This window comes from Novipirellula methanifontis, assembly GCF_052161655.1.
Taxonomy (GTDB): Bacteria; Planctomycetota; Planctomycetia; order Pirellulales; family Pirellulaceae; genus Novipirellula.
In genome coordinates this window covers 4,441,120-4,460,893 of the sequence record NZ_CP197418.1, presented here as the reverse complement: position 1 = coordinate 4,460,893, position 19,774 = coordinate 4,441,120, and the positions used below count along the sequence as shown (strand labels likewise).

The window sequence follows — 19,774 nt, the reverse complement described above, 5'->3', positions numbered from 1 at the left end:
TGATCACAGGAGTCATGGACGGAATGTTGTCGCGTCAACAGTGGACGATCGTCGTTTTGTTTTTGATGCTCGGGGCTTTTGCCGCGAATACATTCGATACCTGGGCGATGCTGACCGTCATCATTGTGTTGGCGACCTCGGCGGCGACGATCCAGCATTTGCTTGAAAAACACTATCGCGCGTCGGACGGATCCCTGAGACGCTCGTGGTGGCGATCGCGTCCTTTCCTGTTCATCACGGGACTCATTTGCATCGCGACCTTTTCCTTTGTGCGTGCGATGCCGTATTTGGCCATGAAATCGGTCAATCCGTTCGGGATGGGAGCGGATGTCCTGTCGCATACCGCATTGGCTTGGATTGCATATTTGTGGGTCGTGCGTCGCGCCGATGGGCATGGTTTGATGCTGGTGCTTGGCTTGATCACGGTGCTGTTAAGCGTCGCGGCGGGGGGCGTTAGCAAGAGCGATGCAGGCCAAACCACCATCGCCTTCTGTGTCTGTCTTGGCTACGCAATCGCATCGCAGTGTATTTTGGCTCGAGGAGCGTTCTGGAAAAAGCCCTCTCAGATAAGCGCTGGGGGCGGGCAGATGACCCGGCGGCAATCCAACGCACTCGCCAAGAACTCGTTGGTCAACGAGCCTCAAAACCGAACCGGGATGGTGCTTTCGGCATTGACTCTGTCAGCAATCGTGATCGTGACGGGTGCGATCGCTCAGGCGACCAGCGCGACGCTGCCGCAAGTGCAATCAAGGATCCAGTCCACTTTGAAGAACACGCTCGACACGACCTTCAGCAATTTGGCAGTCTCTGGAACGCGCTACGTGTACGGTTCCACGATTGGGTCGATCCGCAATAACAAGACCGCGAATCCTGATGAAATCGCGTTATGCGTGTTCTCGAATAACTCGCCGGGCTATTTACGAGGAACGGCATTCGATTATTACGAGAACCGACATTGGCACGTGGTGACGCCCCAAGTTATCGCTAACGCAGCCTACCAAACCTCGTTGATGAGTCGCATGTTGGATCCCTCGGGTCCAGCAATGACGATGCTAAAAAGCAGTCGCACCGCGATTTTGCGGCGTTTCACTCTTGCGGAAGGAACGACCGAGAAAGTTCAAACGATCGAAATTCGCAACATTCCGTTTAAAGGCACCACCGTTTTCATGCCTCTGGGCAGTCGCTGGATCGAAGCCCACAGCAGCAGTCTGGCCCTCAACCATCACGGAATGATCGAGCATGGCATCGACGTCACTAACCCCTATGTAATCGCGGTTGCGTCGGAGCCCCCTGAAGACGAACTCGACCTGATTCGGTTGCAACTTCTGACTCATGTCCCCAACCGATTGAATCGGGTCATCAAGCCGCTCGCTTACGAAATTTGTGGGAACGAAACGGATGTGCGGAAGAAAGCTGATAGGGTCGTTCGGTTCTTCCTTATGAACTTCGACTATTCATTGAATCCGCCTCCTGCTCCGGGACATGCTGATCCCTTGTTGTACTTTTTCGAAGAACGACATTCAGCACATTGCGAGTATTTTGCCTCGGGCACGGTCGCGATGTTGCGTTCCCAGGGGATACCGGCTCGTTACGTTACGGGCTATGTCGTTGACGAGATGGAACCGAACAATGAGTTCTGGGTTGCCCGCAACCGCGACGCTCATGCTTGGGCAGAGGCTTACGACGCAAAAACACGAACGTGGTTTCCGGTCGAATCAACTCCCGGGCACCGCTACACCACTCTCAATGTCGATTCATCGAAGTCGGAAGCATCGGCGTCGACATGGTCGCCGCAAAGTGAAGAAGAATCGATCGCGGGTTCCGTCGTGTCGACCATCAGCGCATTCATCGTGTCAATTCGTGCGAACAACCCTTTGCTGGCGATCTTTCGAATTCTTCAGGCACCCATGTTTCTGGTTCTGTCGGTGATGGTTTGGAGACGCTCGCGACGCATCGCGATTCACGTTGCTGATCCCACCGACACGATCAGCCGCAAGATGCTGAGAAAGATGGATCGACGGTTAAAACGTCTTGCGTTGGTCCGAGACGGTCACGAAACGATGCACCAGTTCGCGAGTCGAATTGAATCGATTGATCCACCAAACGACAAGCTGAAACGCGAATGGTTGCAGTCGACTGCGGATTGGTATCGCGAGTTCGCTCAGGCACGGTATCAGGGAAAAATGCCTGATCCATTCCCGAAGACTTAGCTCTCTGAAACCCAGTTGCGATTCACAAAAAAACGCGGCGAACATATGGTTCGCCGCGTTTTTCTTTGAAAGTTCGTCTGAGCTATCGGAGTCAGAGACTTCAAACTCAGACAGTTTTGTGAGCCGACGGCGTTAGCCGCGGGCCGCTAAAACTTTGGTATCGCCGTCGGATACTAAAGGGAGTTTTTCTTCCGGCCCAAACTGCAGTTACCTCTCCACCGACGAAGTCGGGGGAGAGGTCGAGCACGCCCTTTAGGCGTTGCTCGGGTGAGGGGGCGACCGTGTTATCATCCGAGCAAATCCGGTGCAAACGGCGTTGTCGTTGGCGACTGGCTTGCTCGGTCAGCCCCCTCACCCGAACGTCGCTGAAGGCTCCGTTCGACCTCTCCCCCAACGAAGTTGGTGGAGAGGTGGCAGAAAACCAACGCAACCAAAAATCACGTCAATACCAAAGTCTTAGCGGTCCAGCGTCAGCCGCGGGCCCGGCAACATTGAATTGAACTTGCCCGCGGCTAGCGTTGTCGGCTCAGATCATTTGGTGGAATCCACGCTCTGGCGAGCGTGGCTACGCGAATGTTGCTTGCGATTCGTTACCTTGTTGGCATCGTCGCACTTGCGGGCAGAACCCTGTCTTCATTCGGACGGGCGGCCATTTTGATTTCCGCCGATGGTGTTGTTGAGTTATCGGTCAACATCGCGTTGCGAAAATCCTGAACAGGCGAGGCGCTCGCCGGCGACGCGGTCCGGCTCGACCGACGCTGGATCGTCGTGGTGGTCAACCCCGACGTACGCGTATTGATCGAGGTCGCAGCATCCCGGTATTCCTGGTATTGAGGCGAAAGCTTGGTGGTCGCTTTGGCAAGTGCTACCTCAGGCGACTCTTTGCCCGGCAACATGACCGTCGCAGGAACTCCCTGGACTGTCACGCCTTCTTGGGTTTTGAACGAGGCGACGAGCGATATTCGCCGTGCATCACCACCTACCGCATCCCAAGGTACCCAGATGCTGTAGGATGCACCCAGATCGGACTGGCTAAAGTGGCGTGTAAACTGTTCGGGTGTGAACTCGAACCGCTTTGTCGCTTTCTCAGACGAGTCCGCTTGATCATCAAAACCATGAACGACGAGCGTACCGTCAACAGGCACAGCATGCGACTTTTCATTATAGAAAAAGATGCGTCCGCCAAAGCCTCGCGTCGGAGTCCGATTTGTTTGCACCAGAGTATCCGGTGTCCAAGTCGCAGCCATTTTGACTGGATTTGGATACGGTTCCGGGGTTGCATCTTTCTTTTTCGACCATGGCATTTTCGCTGCGAATGAACTGCCAGGTTTCTTGACACGTTCCCCGTCCGGTCCCACGGTGATACAACCGATCACGGAGCAAATCGCAACGGATGCAATCGCGTGCATTGACAAACGGCCGATCAGGGTGGCTCGATTTCGCCGGCGATTCTCGACGGCAGAGGATGCGTTATTCAGTAAAGTCATTATCGAATCCATGTCTGCGGGGAAATGCTGGGGATAGTTTGAACGGGGTAAGAAGTGTCGCCGCGACTGGACTGGGCTTGCTCCATTTCCGTACCTTGTTTTTCATTGGTATCGACGGCCCCGAGTCGTTGCGGGCGGTCACTCGATGCCGATGCGAAATCAATCGCCTGACTCGCGTTTGCGGTCTGCATCCAACTGACTTGGTTCGAACCTGACTGCACTGAAGATTGGGTATAGGGATTCAATGCCGGCCCGGTAATCGTCGGGGGATTTGAACCGCTGTTTGCTGGCGTCAATCCACTCGGCGGCGATTGCCATTGGATTTCCGAGGACTTGCCGTTGGAAGTCAACGGTTGCCCGCTGACCGCAGGAGTCGGTTGCTGGGGCGACGCCATGTTCGGCGTGCCCGTTGGTTGCGAGCGATTGGACTGCGTTGGCGAAATCCCTCGCGGCATCGAATGCTCAGGAACCGACATTGACTCGTAGATCGCGGACGAATCCCCGGGGGATGTTCCTGCGTCAATCATCGTCGAATGGTCTGGTAGAATCACCGAAGAGGGATTCGCGTGTCCTGGATGACCAAATCCTTGTCCGTTGATGATCTGACCTTCGTTGAACTGGTCAACGGTAGGTTGCAAGTCGGGATAGATCGTGCCGCCAGTCGCGGGTCCCCACAATCCATAGCCACCGTCCAGACCGACGTCTCCATGCATTTCGACCACGTCGGCCAAACACCAGCTCATGCGGCTAGACTCGGTCGCTTTGACGTAATCCAGATCCTCTTCGCCAGTGACCAACATCGGAGTCAAAATCACGAGCAACTCGGATCGACGCTCGAATTCTTGGTCGTATTTGAAGAAGTAACCTAACAATGGAATGTCGGCGAGGTAAGGAACTCGGCGGCTAAAGTTGCTGCGAGTCTTCTGAATCAAACCACCAAAGATCACCGTTTGACCACTGTACGCGGCGACAGTCGACTGAGCAGTTGTCTTCAGAATGTCCTGGATCAGAACGGAACCATCACCCGTAGGAATCGGAGTCCCGCTCGATGAATCACGATCGGAACGCTCGGCATCGATGTCCATGATGATCAAACCATCGGCTCCTACACGAGGACGAACTCGCATGATCAATCCAATTTCTAACGGTTCGGTGACCACTTGGTTACCCGACAAGCCGTTGTTGACCACACCGGTCACTTGAGCGATCGTTCGACCGACTTGCACAAGCCCTTCGGTATTGTCCATCGTCATGATCTGAGGACGGCTGAGAATCTGCAGACGTCGTGCGTCTTGCAATGTTCGCAGTAGCAGGCTGATCGACTCACTCGCAGCACTGAGCACGAAACCACCGTAATTCAGATTGCCGTTGGTGGTGCCCACGCCGAAGCTCGTCAAACCGCTACCTGCCACATTCTCTTGGCCAAAGGAGCTAACGTTCGTCGCACCGTTGCCGTTGAAATTGAAGCCGGGAATGGATGCCGGTAACGCGGCATTTGCCACACCTCGGTCAAACATCATTGAGTCTTGCAACCCAATTTCACCGCCGATTTCGAAAATGTCGTCAAGAGCAACTTCCGCAAGTAAAACTTTGATCAGCACCATCGGTGGGCGACGGTCGAGTTTGTCGATCAAACCACGAACGTCTTCATACAGTCGCGGCGAAACGCTCAACAGCAAGCTGTTCGTGATCGGTTCGGACACAACGATTAGATCGCGATCGGGTAAGTCATACGGACCAAGACCACCCTGTTGGAACTGCTGGATCGTGTTGACGCCTTGGGTGCGTTGCTGCACGTATTGTTGGATCGCTGCGGCGACGGTATCGCTGCTTTGATGACGCAACCAAATGACTTCGGTAATGCGTTCCGAGAATCCTGCTCCATCGAGTCGCAGCAAGATGCTCTCAACGACTTCGAGGTCCTCGGCTGAACCGCTTGCAACGATGCTGTTAGTTCGCAAATCGGTACTGAATCGTAGTGGAACAAGCGAGTTCTCGCTTCCTGCAGTGATGTTTGGCAATCCGCCAAGGTTACCTGCACCGACACTCGTTCCGCTGGTTGCCGCATCGGCGCCAAACAACTGGGTTAATGCGGTGCTCAGCTGCACGGCGTCGCCATTTTCGATCGTGAACACTTTGACCAGCGAATCGATGCCAGGAGATTGGTCGAGTTGACGAATCAATTCGGCAATCAGCGGCATACTGGACGCAGGTGCCCGCACGACGATGGAGTTTGCCCCCGGGTCAGCGGTGATCACGGCCCCGGCAAGGATACCGGAATCGAGGATCTGATTTCCCTCGCCGTTTACCGCTACCATCGACAAAGTGGTCGACGGGGTGGTCACGCTGCCATCGCCCCCTGTTGAACTTTCGCCATTGATCGCGGACTGGATCACGGGAGCCAAATCCTCGGCAACCGCATTGTTCAATTTGAAGATTTTGATTTCGCTTTGAGCCGAAATCTGCTGCACGTCGAGGTCGTTGATTAAGCGTGTCACTTCTTCCATATCGCGAGGAGCTCCGCTGACGATCAGCGAGTTGGTGCGATAGTCGGCTAGCACACGAACGCGAGGTCCAATACCGGGCCGAAGGTCGTCGCTTCCTCCTGGACGATCGACGAAGAAGCTACGAATAGTTTCTTCGGCGTCGGACGCCGAAGCGTGTTGCAAGCGGAAGATTCGCAAGCGGCTCGTCTCGTCGACAGGAATGTCTACTTTCGCGATCAAGTCACGAACGCCGTTGATCGCTTCGGCGCGACCAATCAGCAGCAGCGAGTTGGGCGAATCAAGTGCCGTGATACTTACTTCGCCTTGACGTGCAGAAAGCACATCGTCGTAAAGTTGTTTCAGTAGCGTTGCGACCGCGTTGCTGTCCGCGTGACGCAGATTGACCACTTCGATTTCGGGACGTGTCAGATCGCTTTGTTTTTCGATCTCTTTGATGACTTCCATCACTCGTTCCACGTCGCGTTTCGCTCCGCGGATGATGATCGTGCCAAGTTCGGGAACGAACTGAATCTGAGTGTCGCCGATCACTCCGGAGCCGCCTTGTTCGTCGTCGGCGGTTTCACCGGCCGCATCCGCTGCGGGTGGTGCAGCCGTTGCAGCCGCGTCTTGTTGAAAGACTGCGTTTTGGAAGGCGTTCTCTGCGGTGATCGGTTTGACGCGACGAGCATCAAGTTCACCGAGCAGGCGAATGGCCCGCTGAATCGGTGCTGGCTCGGCGTTTTCAAGCCGCATGATGTCGGTGACTTTTGACTTGTCAAACGACGGAGCATCAAGGGTGTTGATGACCTTCTGCCAACCCTTTTGATTTTGTTGTGCGGCGATCACCGTGACCAGATTGCGACGGCGATCGACTTCGACCGTTGTTCCCTGCAGTGGTGCTGCACTGAGCTGGAACGAGGCACGTTCGCCGTTTCGTGTGGTCGTGATCGGCAAGGGAAGACCAGCAAGTTGCTTCAAGTCGTCTTCGAATTCACGCCATGTCACGTTTTTCAGCTGGACGTGGACGGGCCCTATCGCCGACGCTTGCCGAATCTCATCGGAGTTCATCAACGATTTGACGTCCGCCGCAATTCGGCGCTGTGCCGCTTCGGGAGCCATTACGACGAGTTGGTCGTTTTTGGCATCGGGCGAAATTTGGACTCCCGGCATGTCGCGATAAATCAAGCTAAGCTTGGTCGCGATCGAGCGGGACTGAGCCGCAGGAACCGAAAGTTTACGAAGTTCGGGGCCTGACGCATCTTGTGCCTCCAAAACGCTGGCACTAGGTACCAACGTAAGACCAAGGGTCAGTGTGCTGAGGATCCATCGCCGCATTTGCGACCACCTTTACTTTTGATCGAGAGACGTACTCAATGAACGGACCTCCGTGCGCTCTAGCCCGTTCAATAGGAATCATCGGGTCAATCGGACCAGCCGCTTCAGTCAAAACAACCGGCAAAGGTTCACAAACTGCGTTTTCTAAGGGGTAAGTTTTTCAGTAAAGACACGAAAAAACGCACGGGACGTTCGAAACCGATTTGATGCGGTTTCCTGCGTCCCGTGCGTCTTGTTGTTGGAAGCTTCTTTGCTGTAGCGGAAGTCGTCAAGACTTTCGATCCACGACCAGCCCCTCCGAAACTCTTGACGAGTTCCGCTACGGAATGCGCTGCCGTTGCGGCGCTTTATCCCTGTAAGTTCAATCCACCCGCGACCGGTGTATCGGTTGAGATGGGTGCCGCTGGACTGCCTGACGACTTTGCTAGCGTTTCGTTGGCGCAAACCATTCGCCAAGTATCGGCTTCGATTTCCAAGATTGTCCGTAACTCATCGATCGCATCCGCGTCGCTGTGTTGTTCGGCCAGCAGCAGATGCTTGTTAAGAAAAACGTAGAGATCCGCGACTTGATTGCACACGCCTTCGTTGGTCGTGATGCCCGATAGCAATTCGGTAAGCAAATCGAGTAGTTTGAGCGAATACTCGTTGTTGCCCTTTAATTCGGGACGGGTTCGCCAGGCTTCTGCGAGGAATCGAGCCACTTCGACCGAACGCTCGAGGATCATCAGCCGCAAACGAGCTGGCGTCGCGTGATGAATGCTTGATTCGAGATAGCCATCGGTCGAACGCCGCGATTGCTTGTGACCGCTAGGCTGAAAATTCGATGCAGCATGCGAGGGCGAATAAGTCATGCTTTACCTGCCTCCTTGCAGGAATTGGGAATAGAAGGGGATTAAGAAGGAATCGTAATCCGCTCAATTTGAGACAAATACGATGAGTTGCCTTGAATTTTGCCGATCGCTTCTTCGGTGGCATAAAACTGTTTCAACAAACGCTCGCGTTCGTTATCGAGTCGATCGTTCAGGGCATCCACACGCGAATTGTTCTGCGTGATCTGCTGTGACAATGTCTCGGTGCGGGTAATCAGTAGACTTCCCGAAATCCCAGCAATCCGATCGGAAACCGAATCGATTCGTGCGGAAAGTCCGGTCTCTTTGGTAACAAAGAACGATTCAACGGCACCCGCGTTTTCGCTGATCGCTTCGCTGAATTTTTCTTTGTCGAAGTCGAGTTTTCCTTCGCTATTGAATCGAATCCCGACACTTCCGAGCGACTTCAAATCGCCCGCTTGAGCGATCGATCCGGACAACAATCGCGAGTAAGAACTGCGGATCCGGTTGGCTTCAGCTGAACCAAACAGCAAGCCAACTTCTTGTTTTTCGGCGTCGAAATAGGTCAGCGAATCGAGTTTGTCGATCAGTTTGTTGTATTGGTCAACAAAGGTTTGGGTCGCACCGGAAACCACTGTGGGATCGTCTTTGACGGTGATCGTGATCGGATCCGTCGACAATTCCTTGAGCGTCAAGCTGACACCGGTGGCTGACACGCTGACGTCATCGGCCGAAGGACCGACCAAAGCGGAAACGGATTGTCCGCCGATTGTTTTTGTGGTGGCTTCGCCGGCGATGCCTAAGTCCGAGGCTGATCGCCCGATGCCGACGTCTTCGATGGTTAGTGTTTCGGTACCGCCGGCGGTATCGACGACCGAGATTCCCGTCCCATCCTCGTTAATCGACGCGGATACACCGATTCCAAGCTTGTTGATGGCCGCTGTTAGCTGGCCGACGGTCGTGATTCCCTCGACTCGCAAGTTCACGGCACTTGTTTTTCCGAGGCTGTCCGTGACTTTGAAGCTGCCAAGTGAAATCCCCTTGTCGCCTTTGAGCGACGAAAGCAGGGTGGAACCGTTGATTTGACTCGATCCTTGGCTTTCGGTACCAAGGTCAAAAACGCCATCACTCGAGCTAACAAAACGCTCGAGTCCGCCGTCGGTGGAAACCGCGATCAAGGCATCTTTGCCACGAGACTCGGTTCGCAAATCGAGATTGAAGCCTGTCGTATTGATGGCAAGCTTGCCGGTCTCGCCGCCACGTTGGCTGCGGATTCGTAGCGAAAACGAGCCATCGTCGTTGGTTTGAATCGATGCGACGCCGTAGCGTCCGTCCGCGTTGATCTTGCCGACCAGAGATTCAAGCGTATCGTCGGCGGTGACTTCGATCACATCGGCGCTGGTGCCCACAATCGCCGACTTCGTTTGCCCGCCGATCGTTTGATTCTTTGCGGTGCCGGCGATGTTCAAATCCGAGGCCGTCGTCGAGGTGCCTACATCGACGATCTTCAGCGTGCCGCTACCGCCTGCGTTGTCGACGATCGAGATTCCGTCGCCGTTCTCGTTGATCGAGGCGGTAACGTCGGCCGACAATGCATTGATTTTGTCGATCAAATCGCCAACGCTCTTTGCGCCAGCGGTCTTCAAATTGATCGCTCCGACGACGCCTTTGCTATCGGAAATCGTGAAACTGCCGATATTGACTCCCAAACCCCCGTTGAGGTCTTCGAGCAATGTATCGCGGCTGACATTCTGGCGATTCAGATTCTCGCCGGTGACAATGTCGTCGGTCGTCGAAGCCGTTATTCCGAGATCTGCTGCGGTATCATCGGCGGAACCGATCGTGAATGTGCCAGTGCCTCCTGAAATGTCACGCACTTGAAAGCCATTTCGAGCGTCGTTCAGCCGAATGGTCAGCTTTAACCCTGAATCGTTGATCGCATCGATAATTTCGCTAGTCGTCGTCGCGGATGACAAGTCGATGCTGGCCGAAGAACCGTCCGAAAGCGTGATATCAAGGTTCGTTAGCGGCCCGACGCCGCTGCCGCCCCCGAGTTCGCTGAGCGCTGCCCCTCGAATCGAATTGGTGCCGTCGGGAAGATCGAGTTCGAGTCCGGTCACGGAACTGCTAGCAACATCGACACCCCAAATGCCAAGGTCGGCTGCGGTTTCGACGTTACCGAGTTGCTCGACGATCAAATTGCTGGACGTCGAGCCAGTCTTGTCGATCAGCTGTAGGGCATTGCCTGCGGTGGTCGCTTGCACGTCGATGTCGGCGTCATTGATCAACGTGATCACGTCATCAATCGTTCTGGCACTCGAAAAGTCGATCTCAGCCGACTTTCCCGAACGATCCGTGATTCGTACGACGCCCGCTTCGACGCCACGTCCGTTATTCAGACTGGAAAGAGGGACGGAATCGTCGATCAACCCCTCGCCATGATTGACGTTTATTTGGCCCGTGAAACCCAACGCCGTATCAGTAGCATCAAATCGTTGTAGCGATTTCGTGCTGTGAGTCGCAGCGGTTTGCAGGGTGCGCACCACATGGGTACCGGTCTGGGCGGCACTGCCGCTGGTGACCGACAACGCGTCCTTATTGGACGAAGTCGAAGTTTTGCTTTTGAAGAGCGCGGAGCTGGCGAGCCGATTTCCCGAGAGCTGAACCCCAATCACGGACGCGGTTAGCTCGGCAATCGCTGCTTGTTTGTTGGCAAGCAATTGGGTGCTCGCCACCAATCGATCACGCGGCTGAGCACTGATAGCAATCAACTGATCGACTGTACCGACGATATCGGTGCCGGTGATCAGGCCGACGGATGATTGAATACGCCCCATGGGTTCTGTGCAACATTAGTAATAGGATTGCCGAATCGCGACTGTGCGAATCTGCGTCATGTACGGTGGATGAGTGCCAAACGTGACACCGGGTGAGCACCACGCACCGCTTCCATTACAGGATCTGCGCAAAACTCTCCACTATTCCCTACCTCACAATCGACTATTACGAGCCCATCCGTCCAGAAAAAGATCCGCTATAAACGGTACTCTGCAACGGTAAAATGGGTTATCTGGGAATGACATATAGCCGGCCGAGATTTCTCCCGACCGGCCCTATGCCAGTCAAACAGGAACAGTAGAGTCTTATCGTAGAAGCGACAGGACGTTTTGCGGGTTCTGGTTGGCAAGCGATAGCACGTTGGTGCCCGATTGAACCAAGATCTGAGCCCGTGTTAGGTTGGCCGACTCTTGAGCAAAGTCAGCGTCTCGGATCGAGCTCTCCGCTTCTTGCAAGTTGGCCATCGTTTCATTCAAGCTGACCAAGTTGCTTTCGAGTGTCGTCGACTGGAACGCACCGAGTCGACCACGAATGCTGGTCACTTGATCGATCGCTTCGGTCACGATTCTCGCAGCCTTGTTCGGGTCGTTCGTCAGCGATGCGGCTTCGCCACTGCCGAGTTGGAACAGTTTTCCCGAGGTTCCGCCGAGTCGAGCCGAGCCGACGCTACCGATACCGATTCGAGCTTGTTGGTTGCTGACCACGTCCGAACCAAGTTGGAACAGGGCTCCACCGCCGGTGATGGTGAAGTCAACGCTGTCGCTTGATCCTTCTTCGACAGTGATCGCAACGTCAAGCGTCGACGTGTTGATCGAAAGCTCGTTGCCTTTGCCGTTGGCGTCGACGCCGTTGATTTTGGCCTTGATATCGGCTCCGATATCACGAGATCCTGCACCAATTGATGTCTCGAATGTGCCGCCCGATTCTTCCGAGATGACCCGTAGATCGACGACGGCTTCCGAACCATATTCGCTGGACGTCAACACGAGCGACGTGCCAGTTTTGGTTGCGGTAACGCCCGTCGCGTCCTGGACCAAGTTGATCTGGGTGATCAGGTCATCGATTCCAGTACCCGAACTGACGTTAAAGACTTCGGAACCCGATTTACCGAGCAGCTCAAAAACGACGTCTTTTGCCAACCCGCCGGTCGCCAATCCACCGCCGGCAAATGCCGTCGTGCTGTCCGTGTCGGTGGTGGCATTGTAGGTCGTCAACGTATCGCCCGCATCCGCTTCGGCGACGTACGTTCCTTCGGTGTTGATCGCGTTGAGAATGTCAGCCACGGCGACATCGGTATCGTCTTCAACCGTGATCGTGATATTTCCACTGCCATCAACCACAGCGGTCGGGGTGGTGGTTCCATCGACTTTGCTAAACGTGATCGTTGCACCGTTAGCGGTCGCGCCGTTGGTCGCGGCGGTCAACGAGATCGCCGAGGTTAGCGTCGCAGCGTCAACACCTCCGGTCGGAGCCGTCGCGGTCGGAGCGGCAGTCGTGTTGTCGTAATCACCGACGGGAATCGTATCACCGTTGGTGATCGCAGCACTGTAACCACCGATGGCGTCAATCGCAGCGCGAATGGACTCGAGTGTGGTCGTGCCTGTATCATCGACGATCACTTCAATGTCGCCCGAACCATTAATGCTAGCACTCGTGGCGGCACCGTTCGTTTTGGTGAAGACCAATCCGATATCGCCGGCCACACCCGCAGCGTCCGCAGTAATGTCGATCGTCGCAGTACTGGTCGAAGCGTCTGCACCACCGGTGAGCGATTCCGATCCACTCGCTACGACATCGGTATTATCGACGTTGACTGCCGCGACACTCGCAAAATCAAAGTCAGTGTTGCCGGACAATTCAGTTGCGATTGCAGCGAGGGTTTTGCCCTCTTCCAGCGTGATCGTCACTTCGCCCGAGACCGAGCTATCGATCGACGATAGCGTTCCCGATCCAACGGTTTGGACGATGATGTCCAAGCCTTCGCCCGCAGCACCTTCGAACGCTCCGCCAGCCTTGGTGGCAAGAGTGAAATCACCCGCATTGGCAAGCGTGATCGTGCCCGAAGTCGCTTCGGTTTGAGCGTTCGCTTGAGTAAACTCGAGCGATCCAGCCGAGTTCGCTGCGGTGACCGTGCGAGACAGATCGAGTGATCCCGCTGATTTTGATGCTGCAGTCGCAGCAGGAATGTTGGCGATCGTTACGGTTGCTTGTTCCGCAGCGGCAGTGACCGAAACCGAAACGTTCAACGAACCGTTGGGACCAAGATTCGCTTGATCGATCTGCAAGTTGCTGATCTTGTTGAAGTTGGTTCCTGCTTTGGTCAAGAAATCCAAACCACCGTCCAACAGCTTGCGACCCTGGAAGGTCGTTGTTTGAGCGATTCGGTTGATCGCTTCGAGCGAGCTGTCGATTTGCAGTTGGTTAGCCGCGATTTCCTCGTTGCTCAAAGCACCAGTATTCGCTGCTTCGACGACCAATCCACGCACATCATTCAGCAGGTTGCTGACTTGGCCCAACGCGCTGTCGGCCGTGCTGATGATCTGGCTTGCACGACGAGTGTTGCTGACTGCCTTTCCAAGACTTGTGATTTCCGATCGCAGTGCTTCACTCGCGATCAAACCGGCCGGATCGTCCGAACCACTATTGATTCGCAAACCGGTGCTCAAACGCGTCAGTGCGGTTTGCAAGTCATTGTTGCTCGATTGCAATCGGTTTTGGGCAACAAGCGAAGGGACGTTTGTATTGATTCTTGTCATGGTCTTATTTATTCCTGCGGCAAATCGAAAACGTGAAGGTACGAATCCGGCCGAAGTGAACCGGTGTTCCTGGAAAGGTTATGGAATCGTTTGACTCAAACCTCGGATCGACACTTTTGCCGACAGTGTGAAGATCGGATGCACCGCCATATCGTCTGCGGGGATTGTCAGCAAAACTGAATCGGTAGATTTCAAACCGCTCCGATATCAGGCACAGTCGTTACAGATTGACTAGTTAACGCAGTTTCGACGGCAGTTTAGGCAAAATGAATTGGACTTTGCCAAGTAAGAAGCCCCACAACAATTACGACCGGCCCCCCTCTGCTTGCGTCCAGGGCGGTTTGTGTGGGGTAAAGGAGAGCCAGAGGTGGTTTTGTGAGCGGCACGGCGCGTGCCCAATGCCATCTACTTTGTTAACGGCACGGCACGAGCCGTCCGGTTGCCGCTAGCAAAAAGTTCGATCTTGACCAGACGACTTGCGCCATTCCGCTAATAAAGACCGTCACCAAATGAAAACAGGCCGCACGAGATTACTCTCGTGCGGCCTGTCGCTGCTATTAAAATCGTCTCTTCAGACGCTTACTCCGAAATTATCGAAGCAGCGAGAGAACGTTTTGAGGATTCTGGTTGGCAAGTGACAACACGTTCGTGCCCGATTGAACCAAGATTTGTGCACGAGTCAGGTTGGCTGATTCCTTGGCAAAGTCAGCATCACGAATCGAGCTTTCTGCTTCTTGCAAGTTAGCCAGCGTTTCGTTCAAGCTGACCAAGTTGCTGTCGAGGGTCGTCGATTGCAACGCACCAAGTCGCCCACGAATGCCAGTCACTTGCTCAATCGCTTCGCCGACAATTTGAGCAGCCTTGTTCGGATCGGCGCTCAATGAAGCCGATCCGCCGCTACCGAGTTGGAACAGCTTTCCGGCCGAACCACCAAGACGTGCGGTGCTAACACTGCTAATTCCGATACGAGCTTGCTGATTGCTGACGACGTTCGAACCGAGTTGGAATTTCGCTCCACCGCCGGTGATCGTGAAGGCCACGCTATCGCTTGATCCAGAATCGACAGTCAAGGACAAGTCGAGGGTAGACGTGTTGATCGAAAGCTCGTTGCCTTTACCGCTGGCGTCAACGCCGTTGATCTTTGCCTTGATGTCTTCACCCGTGTCACGAGCTCCGGCACCAATCGCGGTATCGAACGTTCCGCCTGCTTCTTCTTGGATGACCCGAAGATCGACGACGGCGTCCGAACCATATTCGCTGGACGTCAACACGAGCGACGTTCCATCTTTGGTTGCGGATACGCCGGTCGCGTCTTGGACCAAGTTGATTTGATTAACAAGGTCGTCGATTCCGGTTCCCGCACTAACGTTAAAGACTTCGGAACCCGATTTACCGAGCAGTTCGAAAACGACGTCTTTTGCTAATCCGCCGGTCGCCAATCCACCGCCGGCAAATGCCGTCGTGCTGTCCGTGTCGGTGGTGGCATTGAAGGTCGTCAATGTATCGCCCGCATCCGCTTCGGCGACGTAAGTTCCTTCGGTGTTGATCGCGTTGAGAATGTCAGCCACGGCGACATCGGTATCGTCTTCAACCGTGATCGTGATATTTCCACTGCCATCAACCACAGCGGTTGGGGTGGTGGTTCCATCGACTTTGCTAAACGTGATCGTTGCACCGTTAGCGGTCGCACCGTTGGTCGCGGCGGTCAACGAGATGGCCGAGGTCAGGGTCGCGGCGTCAGTACCGCCGGTCAAATCCGTCGCGGTCGGAGCGGCAGTCGTGTTGTCATAATCACCGACGGGAATCGTGTCACCGTTGGTGATCGCGGCACTGTAGCCACTGATGCCGTCAATCGCAGCACGAATGGATTCGAGTGACGCCGTGCCTGTGTCATCGACGATTACTTCAATGTCGCCATCGCCGTTGATACTGGCACTGGTAGTAGCACCATTGGTTTTGGTGAAGACCAGGCCGATATCGCCTGCCGCACCCGTGGCATCAGCCGTAATATCGATCGTCGCGGTACTGGTCGAAGCGTCTGCACCACCGGTGAGCGATTCCGATCCACTCGCTACCACGTCGGTGTTGTCAACATTGACTGCCGCAACACTCGCAAAATCAAAGTCAGTGTTGCCGGACAATTCAGTCGCGATTGCAGCGAGGGTTTTGCCCTCTTCCAGTGTGATCGTCACTTCGCCCGAGACCGAGCTATCGATCGACGATAGCGTTCCCGATCCAACGGTTTGGACGATGATGTCCAAACCTTCGCCCGCAGCACCTTCGAACGCTCCGCCAGCCTTGGTGGCAAGAGTGAAATCACCCGCATTGGCAAGCGTGATCGTGCCCGAAGTCGCTTCGGTTTGAGCGTTCGCTTGAGTAAACTCGAGCGATCCAGCGGAACTGGCGGCTGTAACCGTACGACTCAAGTCGAGCGATCCCGCCGATTTCGATGCTGCCGTTGCCGCAGGAATATCCGCGATACTGACGTTTGCTTGTTCTGCCGCTGCGGTCACCGAGACCGAGACATCGAGTTTTCCATTCGCACCTAAACTCGCTTGATCGATTTTCAGGTTGCTGATTTTGCTAAAGTTGGTTCCTGCTTTGGTCAAGAAGTCCAAGCCACCGTCGAGTAGCTTACGACCTTGGAAGGTGGTCGTTTGAGCGATTCGGTTGATCGCTTCGAGCGAGCTGTCGATTTGCAGTTGGTTAGCCGCGATTTCCTCGTTGCTCAAAGCACCGGTATTCGCTGCTTCGACAACCAAGCCACGTACGTCGTTTAGCAAGTTACTTACTTGCCCCAACGCACTATCGGCGGTACTGATGATTTGGCTAGCACGGCGGGTATTGCTGATGGCTTTGTTCAGACCGGTGATTTCCGATCGCAAAGCTTCGCTGGCGATCAAACCCGCTGGGTCATCCGACCCGCTGTTGATTCGCAAACCGGTGCTCAAACGTGTTAATGATGTTTGCAAGTCATTGTTGCTGCTTTGCAGACGGTTCTGGGCAACAAGTGACGAAACGTTGGTATTAATTCTGGTCATAGTTCTCTAATCCTCTTAGATTGCGGCCAATCGCATAAACGATAGTGGATTCCGGCCGCTAGAAAGGACCGGCAGACGTTGGACTGCCTTGAAATTGGAACCGACCCTCGATTCCTGCCCCGTGAAGGCACTCTCGTCTGACGAAAAGATGGGTTACGAAAAGCGTGCGGACTGGAAAACTTTATCTCGCTTTAACGCAGAGATGCAAAATGCCACTAACCGCGACGGCATAACCCGCAGGATCATTAGATTTAACGAGAAACGAAAAAAGCCCTGGTCGACGAGGGGACGTCTTCCAGAGCTTCAGTCGTTTCTGATTTTAGTTCTTCGTCGCCAATATCCTGCCAAACCGACATCTTGTCTCTTTGTTTGGCAAACTGCATGGCACCGCATGACCATTCGTCATGCGGATTGGTATCGCTAGTCGTTGCTCAAGCCCATCCGATCTCTCGCAAACGCGACATGGCCGAAACACATTCAGTCTTGGTTAGGCCTCTATCGTGAGATGTTGGCCAAGTGTGACAGTGCTGACTTAGTGACAATGCTGACTTAACAGTGTTGACTTCGTAGCAACGGGCATTTCATGACCGCCACCGTCAAAATTGTCACAATCAAACTCGTCCTGTCAGAGTCACTGCAGGACGAGCGATTCATTCGCCTCGCTGTGGACGAACGTCTTTAGTCGCACCGGGGCCGGTTTGCGACGACTTACGATTCTCGCGTTGAATCGCATCGTAAACCTCTTGCCGGTGGACTGGAATCGATTGGGGAGCTTCGATACCTAGGCGGACTTTGTCTCCTCGGATATCAACGATCGTAACAACTACGTCGTCGCCAATCATGATGCTTTCGTCGCGGTGTCTGGAAAGGACGAGCATGGTGCCCTCGAATTTGGATGGATGGGTTTGGGGGGATAACGGTTCGTGTTGAGGAATCCTTCCTCAAAAGACGTCAAGATTTAGGGCCAGCTCGTGGACTGCACTCCTCCTTGAACAAGAATAGAGATCGGATGAATGCAATACAAACATTGACATCGGTTGCTAAAGTCTCGTCATGCCGATCATGATGATTCATCTCAACATGATGTATCGCCATGTCTTAACCATTGCATCATGGAGCATCTCGACAGCCAATCCCCGGTCGCAGTCGCGAATTAAGAAATCAACCAAGCATTCATTTCCAATGCGCGATACAGTCACCCGCCTAAATCTGGGTTCAAACACTAGCCGCCTATCTACCATTGTATGTCAGCCCTCATTGGGTTGGCAGTGAACAACGCGGCAAGAATGCCCAAATCAGAACCAACAGGGGGCACGAGTAATAAAGTCCAATGCCGCTAAGTTAATGACGTAGCGTCCCTCGCCAGAGGGTGGAGACGCCAGTAGAGCCGACAGAAACGCGCTCACTCTCTGGCGAGCGGGGCTACTAACCGAGCAGTATCGTGCTAGAGAACGTCGGCCAGCACTACCGGCGAAAGACAAATCATTTGCAGTTTCCGTCGATCCATTTGCGTCGTCTGCCGGAATCACCCGCACACGGTGACTGGTTTACAAAAGGATTTCGCATCTACGAAACCGCCATCTCATTCAACCAACTTGGCACAGATTTCCCGTGCGTCGGTTCGGCGATCAAGACATGGCGGAACTCTTCAATATTCAATGACGCAATCTGCGACATTATCTGCATAAACAGACTTGTGTACGAGAAAATGCGAGTCGCAACGTATTCGATTTGATTCGCTATCTCGATAGTCGACGCGTCTACGCAACGATTTGTTAACCTTGAAAGATATGGACAATTCGTTGCACAGCAATAGAATACCATCTAGACGAACCCCCGTTACGTGGGGGATATTGGTAGGTGGACAAAACGAGACGTACGGCGGCTAGTCTCGGACCGTAAAAGTACCAAAATCGCGTGGCCCACTGAATGAAGTTTCGCTCTGTGGAAATGTCTAACCGAATCGATTCAGCTCATCAAATCCATTCCCGCACGTTTGAGTTGGCAAAAACTCAAGTGGTCAATGCGCTGTTGCAGTGGGCTGAAAACGCACCGGGTGCCGAACCCGACCTCAGCCGCTTTACCGATTGTGTCTATATCAAGGATGCACACGGTTGCATCATTCGCGAGAACCAAGCGCTTTGTGACGCCTTCGCCAACGGCGGCACCATGATCGGCCACAAAGTCGGTATTGATGATACCTGCAACCACTTGGATGCCATCCTGCTGTTGGGTAACCCCTGGGTCGAGTGCCAACATTACGCCCCCAACGGCGATGGCCGCATGTGTGTATTGCAAACCTACAAGCGACGGCTCGACGAGATTAATGACCCCGCATTTTGTATGCTCGGCATTTCTCGCATCCTTGGCTTTGTCGATAAGGAAGAAGATGTCCGTCGCTTATCACTGCGTGAGCAGTTTGCGGTTTTTAATTCGCTTGATGACATTGACCACACGATTTGTCATATGATCGCCGAGGGCGAATCGACCAAGGACATCGCTGCCTCCGTTAGCTTGACAACCAAGTCCATCGAAAACCGACGTCAACGAATCATGACGTCGTTGGGACTGCGGCGGCCGGTCGAGATCGTCAAACTGTTGGTACGTCTCGAAGAAAACCGCATGATCGATCGACTCCGCTAAAGCACGCGATCTTAAGCAGGTCAATAAGAGTCATTCCACATAATGATCTGAGCCGACGGCGCTAGCCGCGGGCAAGTTTCCTGCAATATTGATGGGCCCGCGGCTAGCGCCGTCGGCTCACAAAAGGATCGACGTTTCCAACTGTATA

Annotated in this window: 9 protein-coding genes; 2 read left to right on the top strand and 7 right to left on the bottom strand. The window is 54.2% G+C overall.

From position 1 onward, the window contains the following. The first annotated feature begins 14 nt into the window (after nt 1–14). Nucleotides 15–2,210 (top strand): transglutaminase domain-containing protein, encoded by a 2,196-nt coding sequence (locus SH528x_RS15730; protein WP_442511465.1) that lies wholly within the window; start codon nt 15–17, stop codon nt 2,208–2,210. A 590-nt stretch (nt 2,211–2,800) separates the two neighbouring features. Here SH528x_RS15730 and SH528x_RS15725 read toward each other — a convergent pair. The 7 genes from SH528x_RS15725 to csrA all read right to left on the bottom strand — a co-directional run bounded on the left by SH528x_RS15725 (nt 2,801) and on the right by csrA (nt 17,861). Then, entirely contained in the window at nt 2,801–3,697 is an 897-nt protein-coding gene (locus tag SH528x_RS15725; RefSeq protein WP_442511464.1) for a hypothetical protein, read from the bottom strand. After that, entirely contained in the window at nt 3,697–7,518 is a 3,822-nt protein-coding gene (locus SH528x_RS15720; RefSeq protein WP_442511463.1) for a secretin N-terminal domain-containing protein, read from the bottom strand. The genes SH528x_RS15725 and SH528x_RS15720 overlap by 1 nt, the downstream gene beginning before the upstream one ends. Before the next feature lie 347 nt (nt 7,519–7,865). After that, nucleotides 7,866–8,369: a flagellar protein FliS gene (locus tag SH528x_RS15715; RefSeq protein ID WP_442511462.1), complete on the bottom strand. Its 504-nt coding sequence runs from the start codon at nt 8,367–8,369 to the stop codon at nt 7,866–7,868. A gap of 41 nt (nt 8,370–8,410) precedes the next feature. Next, the gene (fliD, locus tag SH528x_RS15710; RefSeq protein WP_442511461.1) at nt 8,411–11,185 is read right to left on the bottom strand and encodes a flagellar filament capping protein FliD; all 2,775 of its coding nucleotides are present in this window, start codon (nt 11,183–11,185) and stop codon (nt 8,411–8,413) included. A gap of 306 nt (nt 11,186–11,491) precedes the next feature. After that, nucleotides 11,492–13,942 carry a flagellin N-terminal helical domain-containing protein gene (locus SH528x_RS15705; RefSeq protein ID WP_442511460.1) on the bottom strand — a complete coding sequence of 817 codons (2,451 nt, stop codon included), beginning with the start codon at nt 13,940–13,942 and terminating at the stop codon, nt 11,492–11,494. Nucleotides 13,943–14,532: 590 nt separating this feature from the next. After that, nucleotides 14,533–16,983, bottom strand: coding sequence for a flagellin N-terminal helical domain-containing protein (locus SH528x_RS15700; RefSeq protein WP_442511459.1), 2,451 nt, complete (start codon nt 16,981–16,983; stop codon nt 14,533–14,535). 650 nt (nt 16,984–17,633) lie between these two features. Continuing rightward, a complete protein-coding gene (gene csrA, locus SH528x_RS15695) occupies nt 17,634–17,861 on the bottom strand; it encodes a carbon storage regulator CsrA (RefSeq protein ID WP_442511458.1) in 228 nt (75 codons plus the stop codon). A 1,051-nt stretch (nt 17,862–18,912) separates the two neighbouring features. On the opposite strand from csrA, the gene SH528x_RS15690 reads away from it, so the two are divergent. Next, nucleotides 18,913–19,626, top strand: a complete 714-nt coding sequence (locus SH528x_RS15690) for a LuxR C-terminal-related transcriptional regulator (protein WP_442511457.1) — start codon at nt 18,913–18,915, stop codon at nt 19,624–19,626. Nucleotides 19,627–19,774 lie beyond the last annotated feature (148 nt).

What these genes read in the sequence shown, in the direction of transcription:
- SH528x_RS15705 (WP_442511460.1), bottom strand. Translation starts at nt 13,942, where the DNA reads ATGACAAGAATCAATACAAACGTCCCTTCGCTTGTTGCCCAAAACCGA.
- fliD (WP_442511461.1), bottom strand. Translation starts at nt 11,185, where the DNA reads ATGGGGCGTATTCAATCATCCGTCGGCCTGATCACCGGCACCGATATC.
- SH528x_RS15725 (WP_442511464.1), bottom strand. Translation starts at nt 3,697, where the DNA reads ATGACTTTACTGAATAACGCATCCTCTGCCGTCGAGAATCGCCGGCGA.
- SH528x_RS15700 (WP_442511459.1), bottom strand. Translation starts at nt 16,983, where the DNA reads ATGACCAGAATTAATACCAACGTTTCGTCACTTGTTGCCCAGAACCGT.
- SH528x_RS15720 (WP_442511463.1), bottom strand. Translation starts at nt 7,518, where the DNA reads ATGCGGCGATGGATCCTCAGCACACTGACCCTTGGTCTTACGTTGGTA.
- SH528x_RS15690 (WP_442511457.1), top strand. Translation starts at nt 18,913, where the DNA reads ATGAAGTTTCGCTCTGTGGAAATGTCTAACCGAATCGATTCAGCTCAT.
- SH528x_RS15715 (WP_442511462.1), bottom strand. Translation starts at nt 8,369, where the DNA reads ATGACTTATTCGCCCTCGCATGCTGCATCGAATTTTCAGCCTAGCGGT.
- csrA (WP_442511458.1), bottom strand. Translation starts at nt 17,861, where the DNA reads ATGCTCGTCCTTTCCAGACACCGCGACGAAAGCATCATGATTGGCGAC.
- SH528x_RS15730 (WP_442511465.1), top strand. Translation starts at nt 15, where the DNA reads ATGGACGGAATGTTGTCGCGTCAACAGTGGACGATCGTCGTTTTGTTT.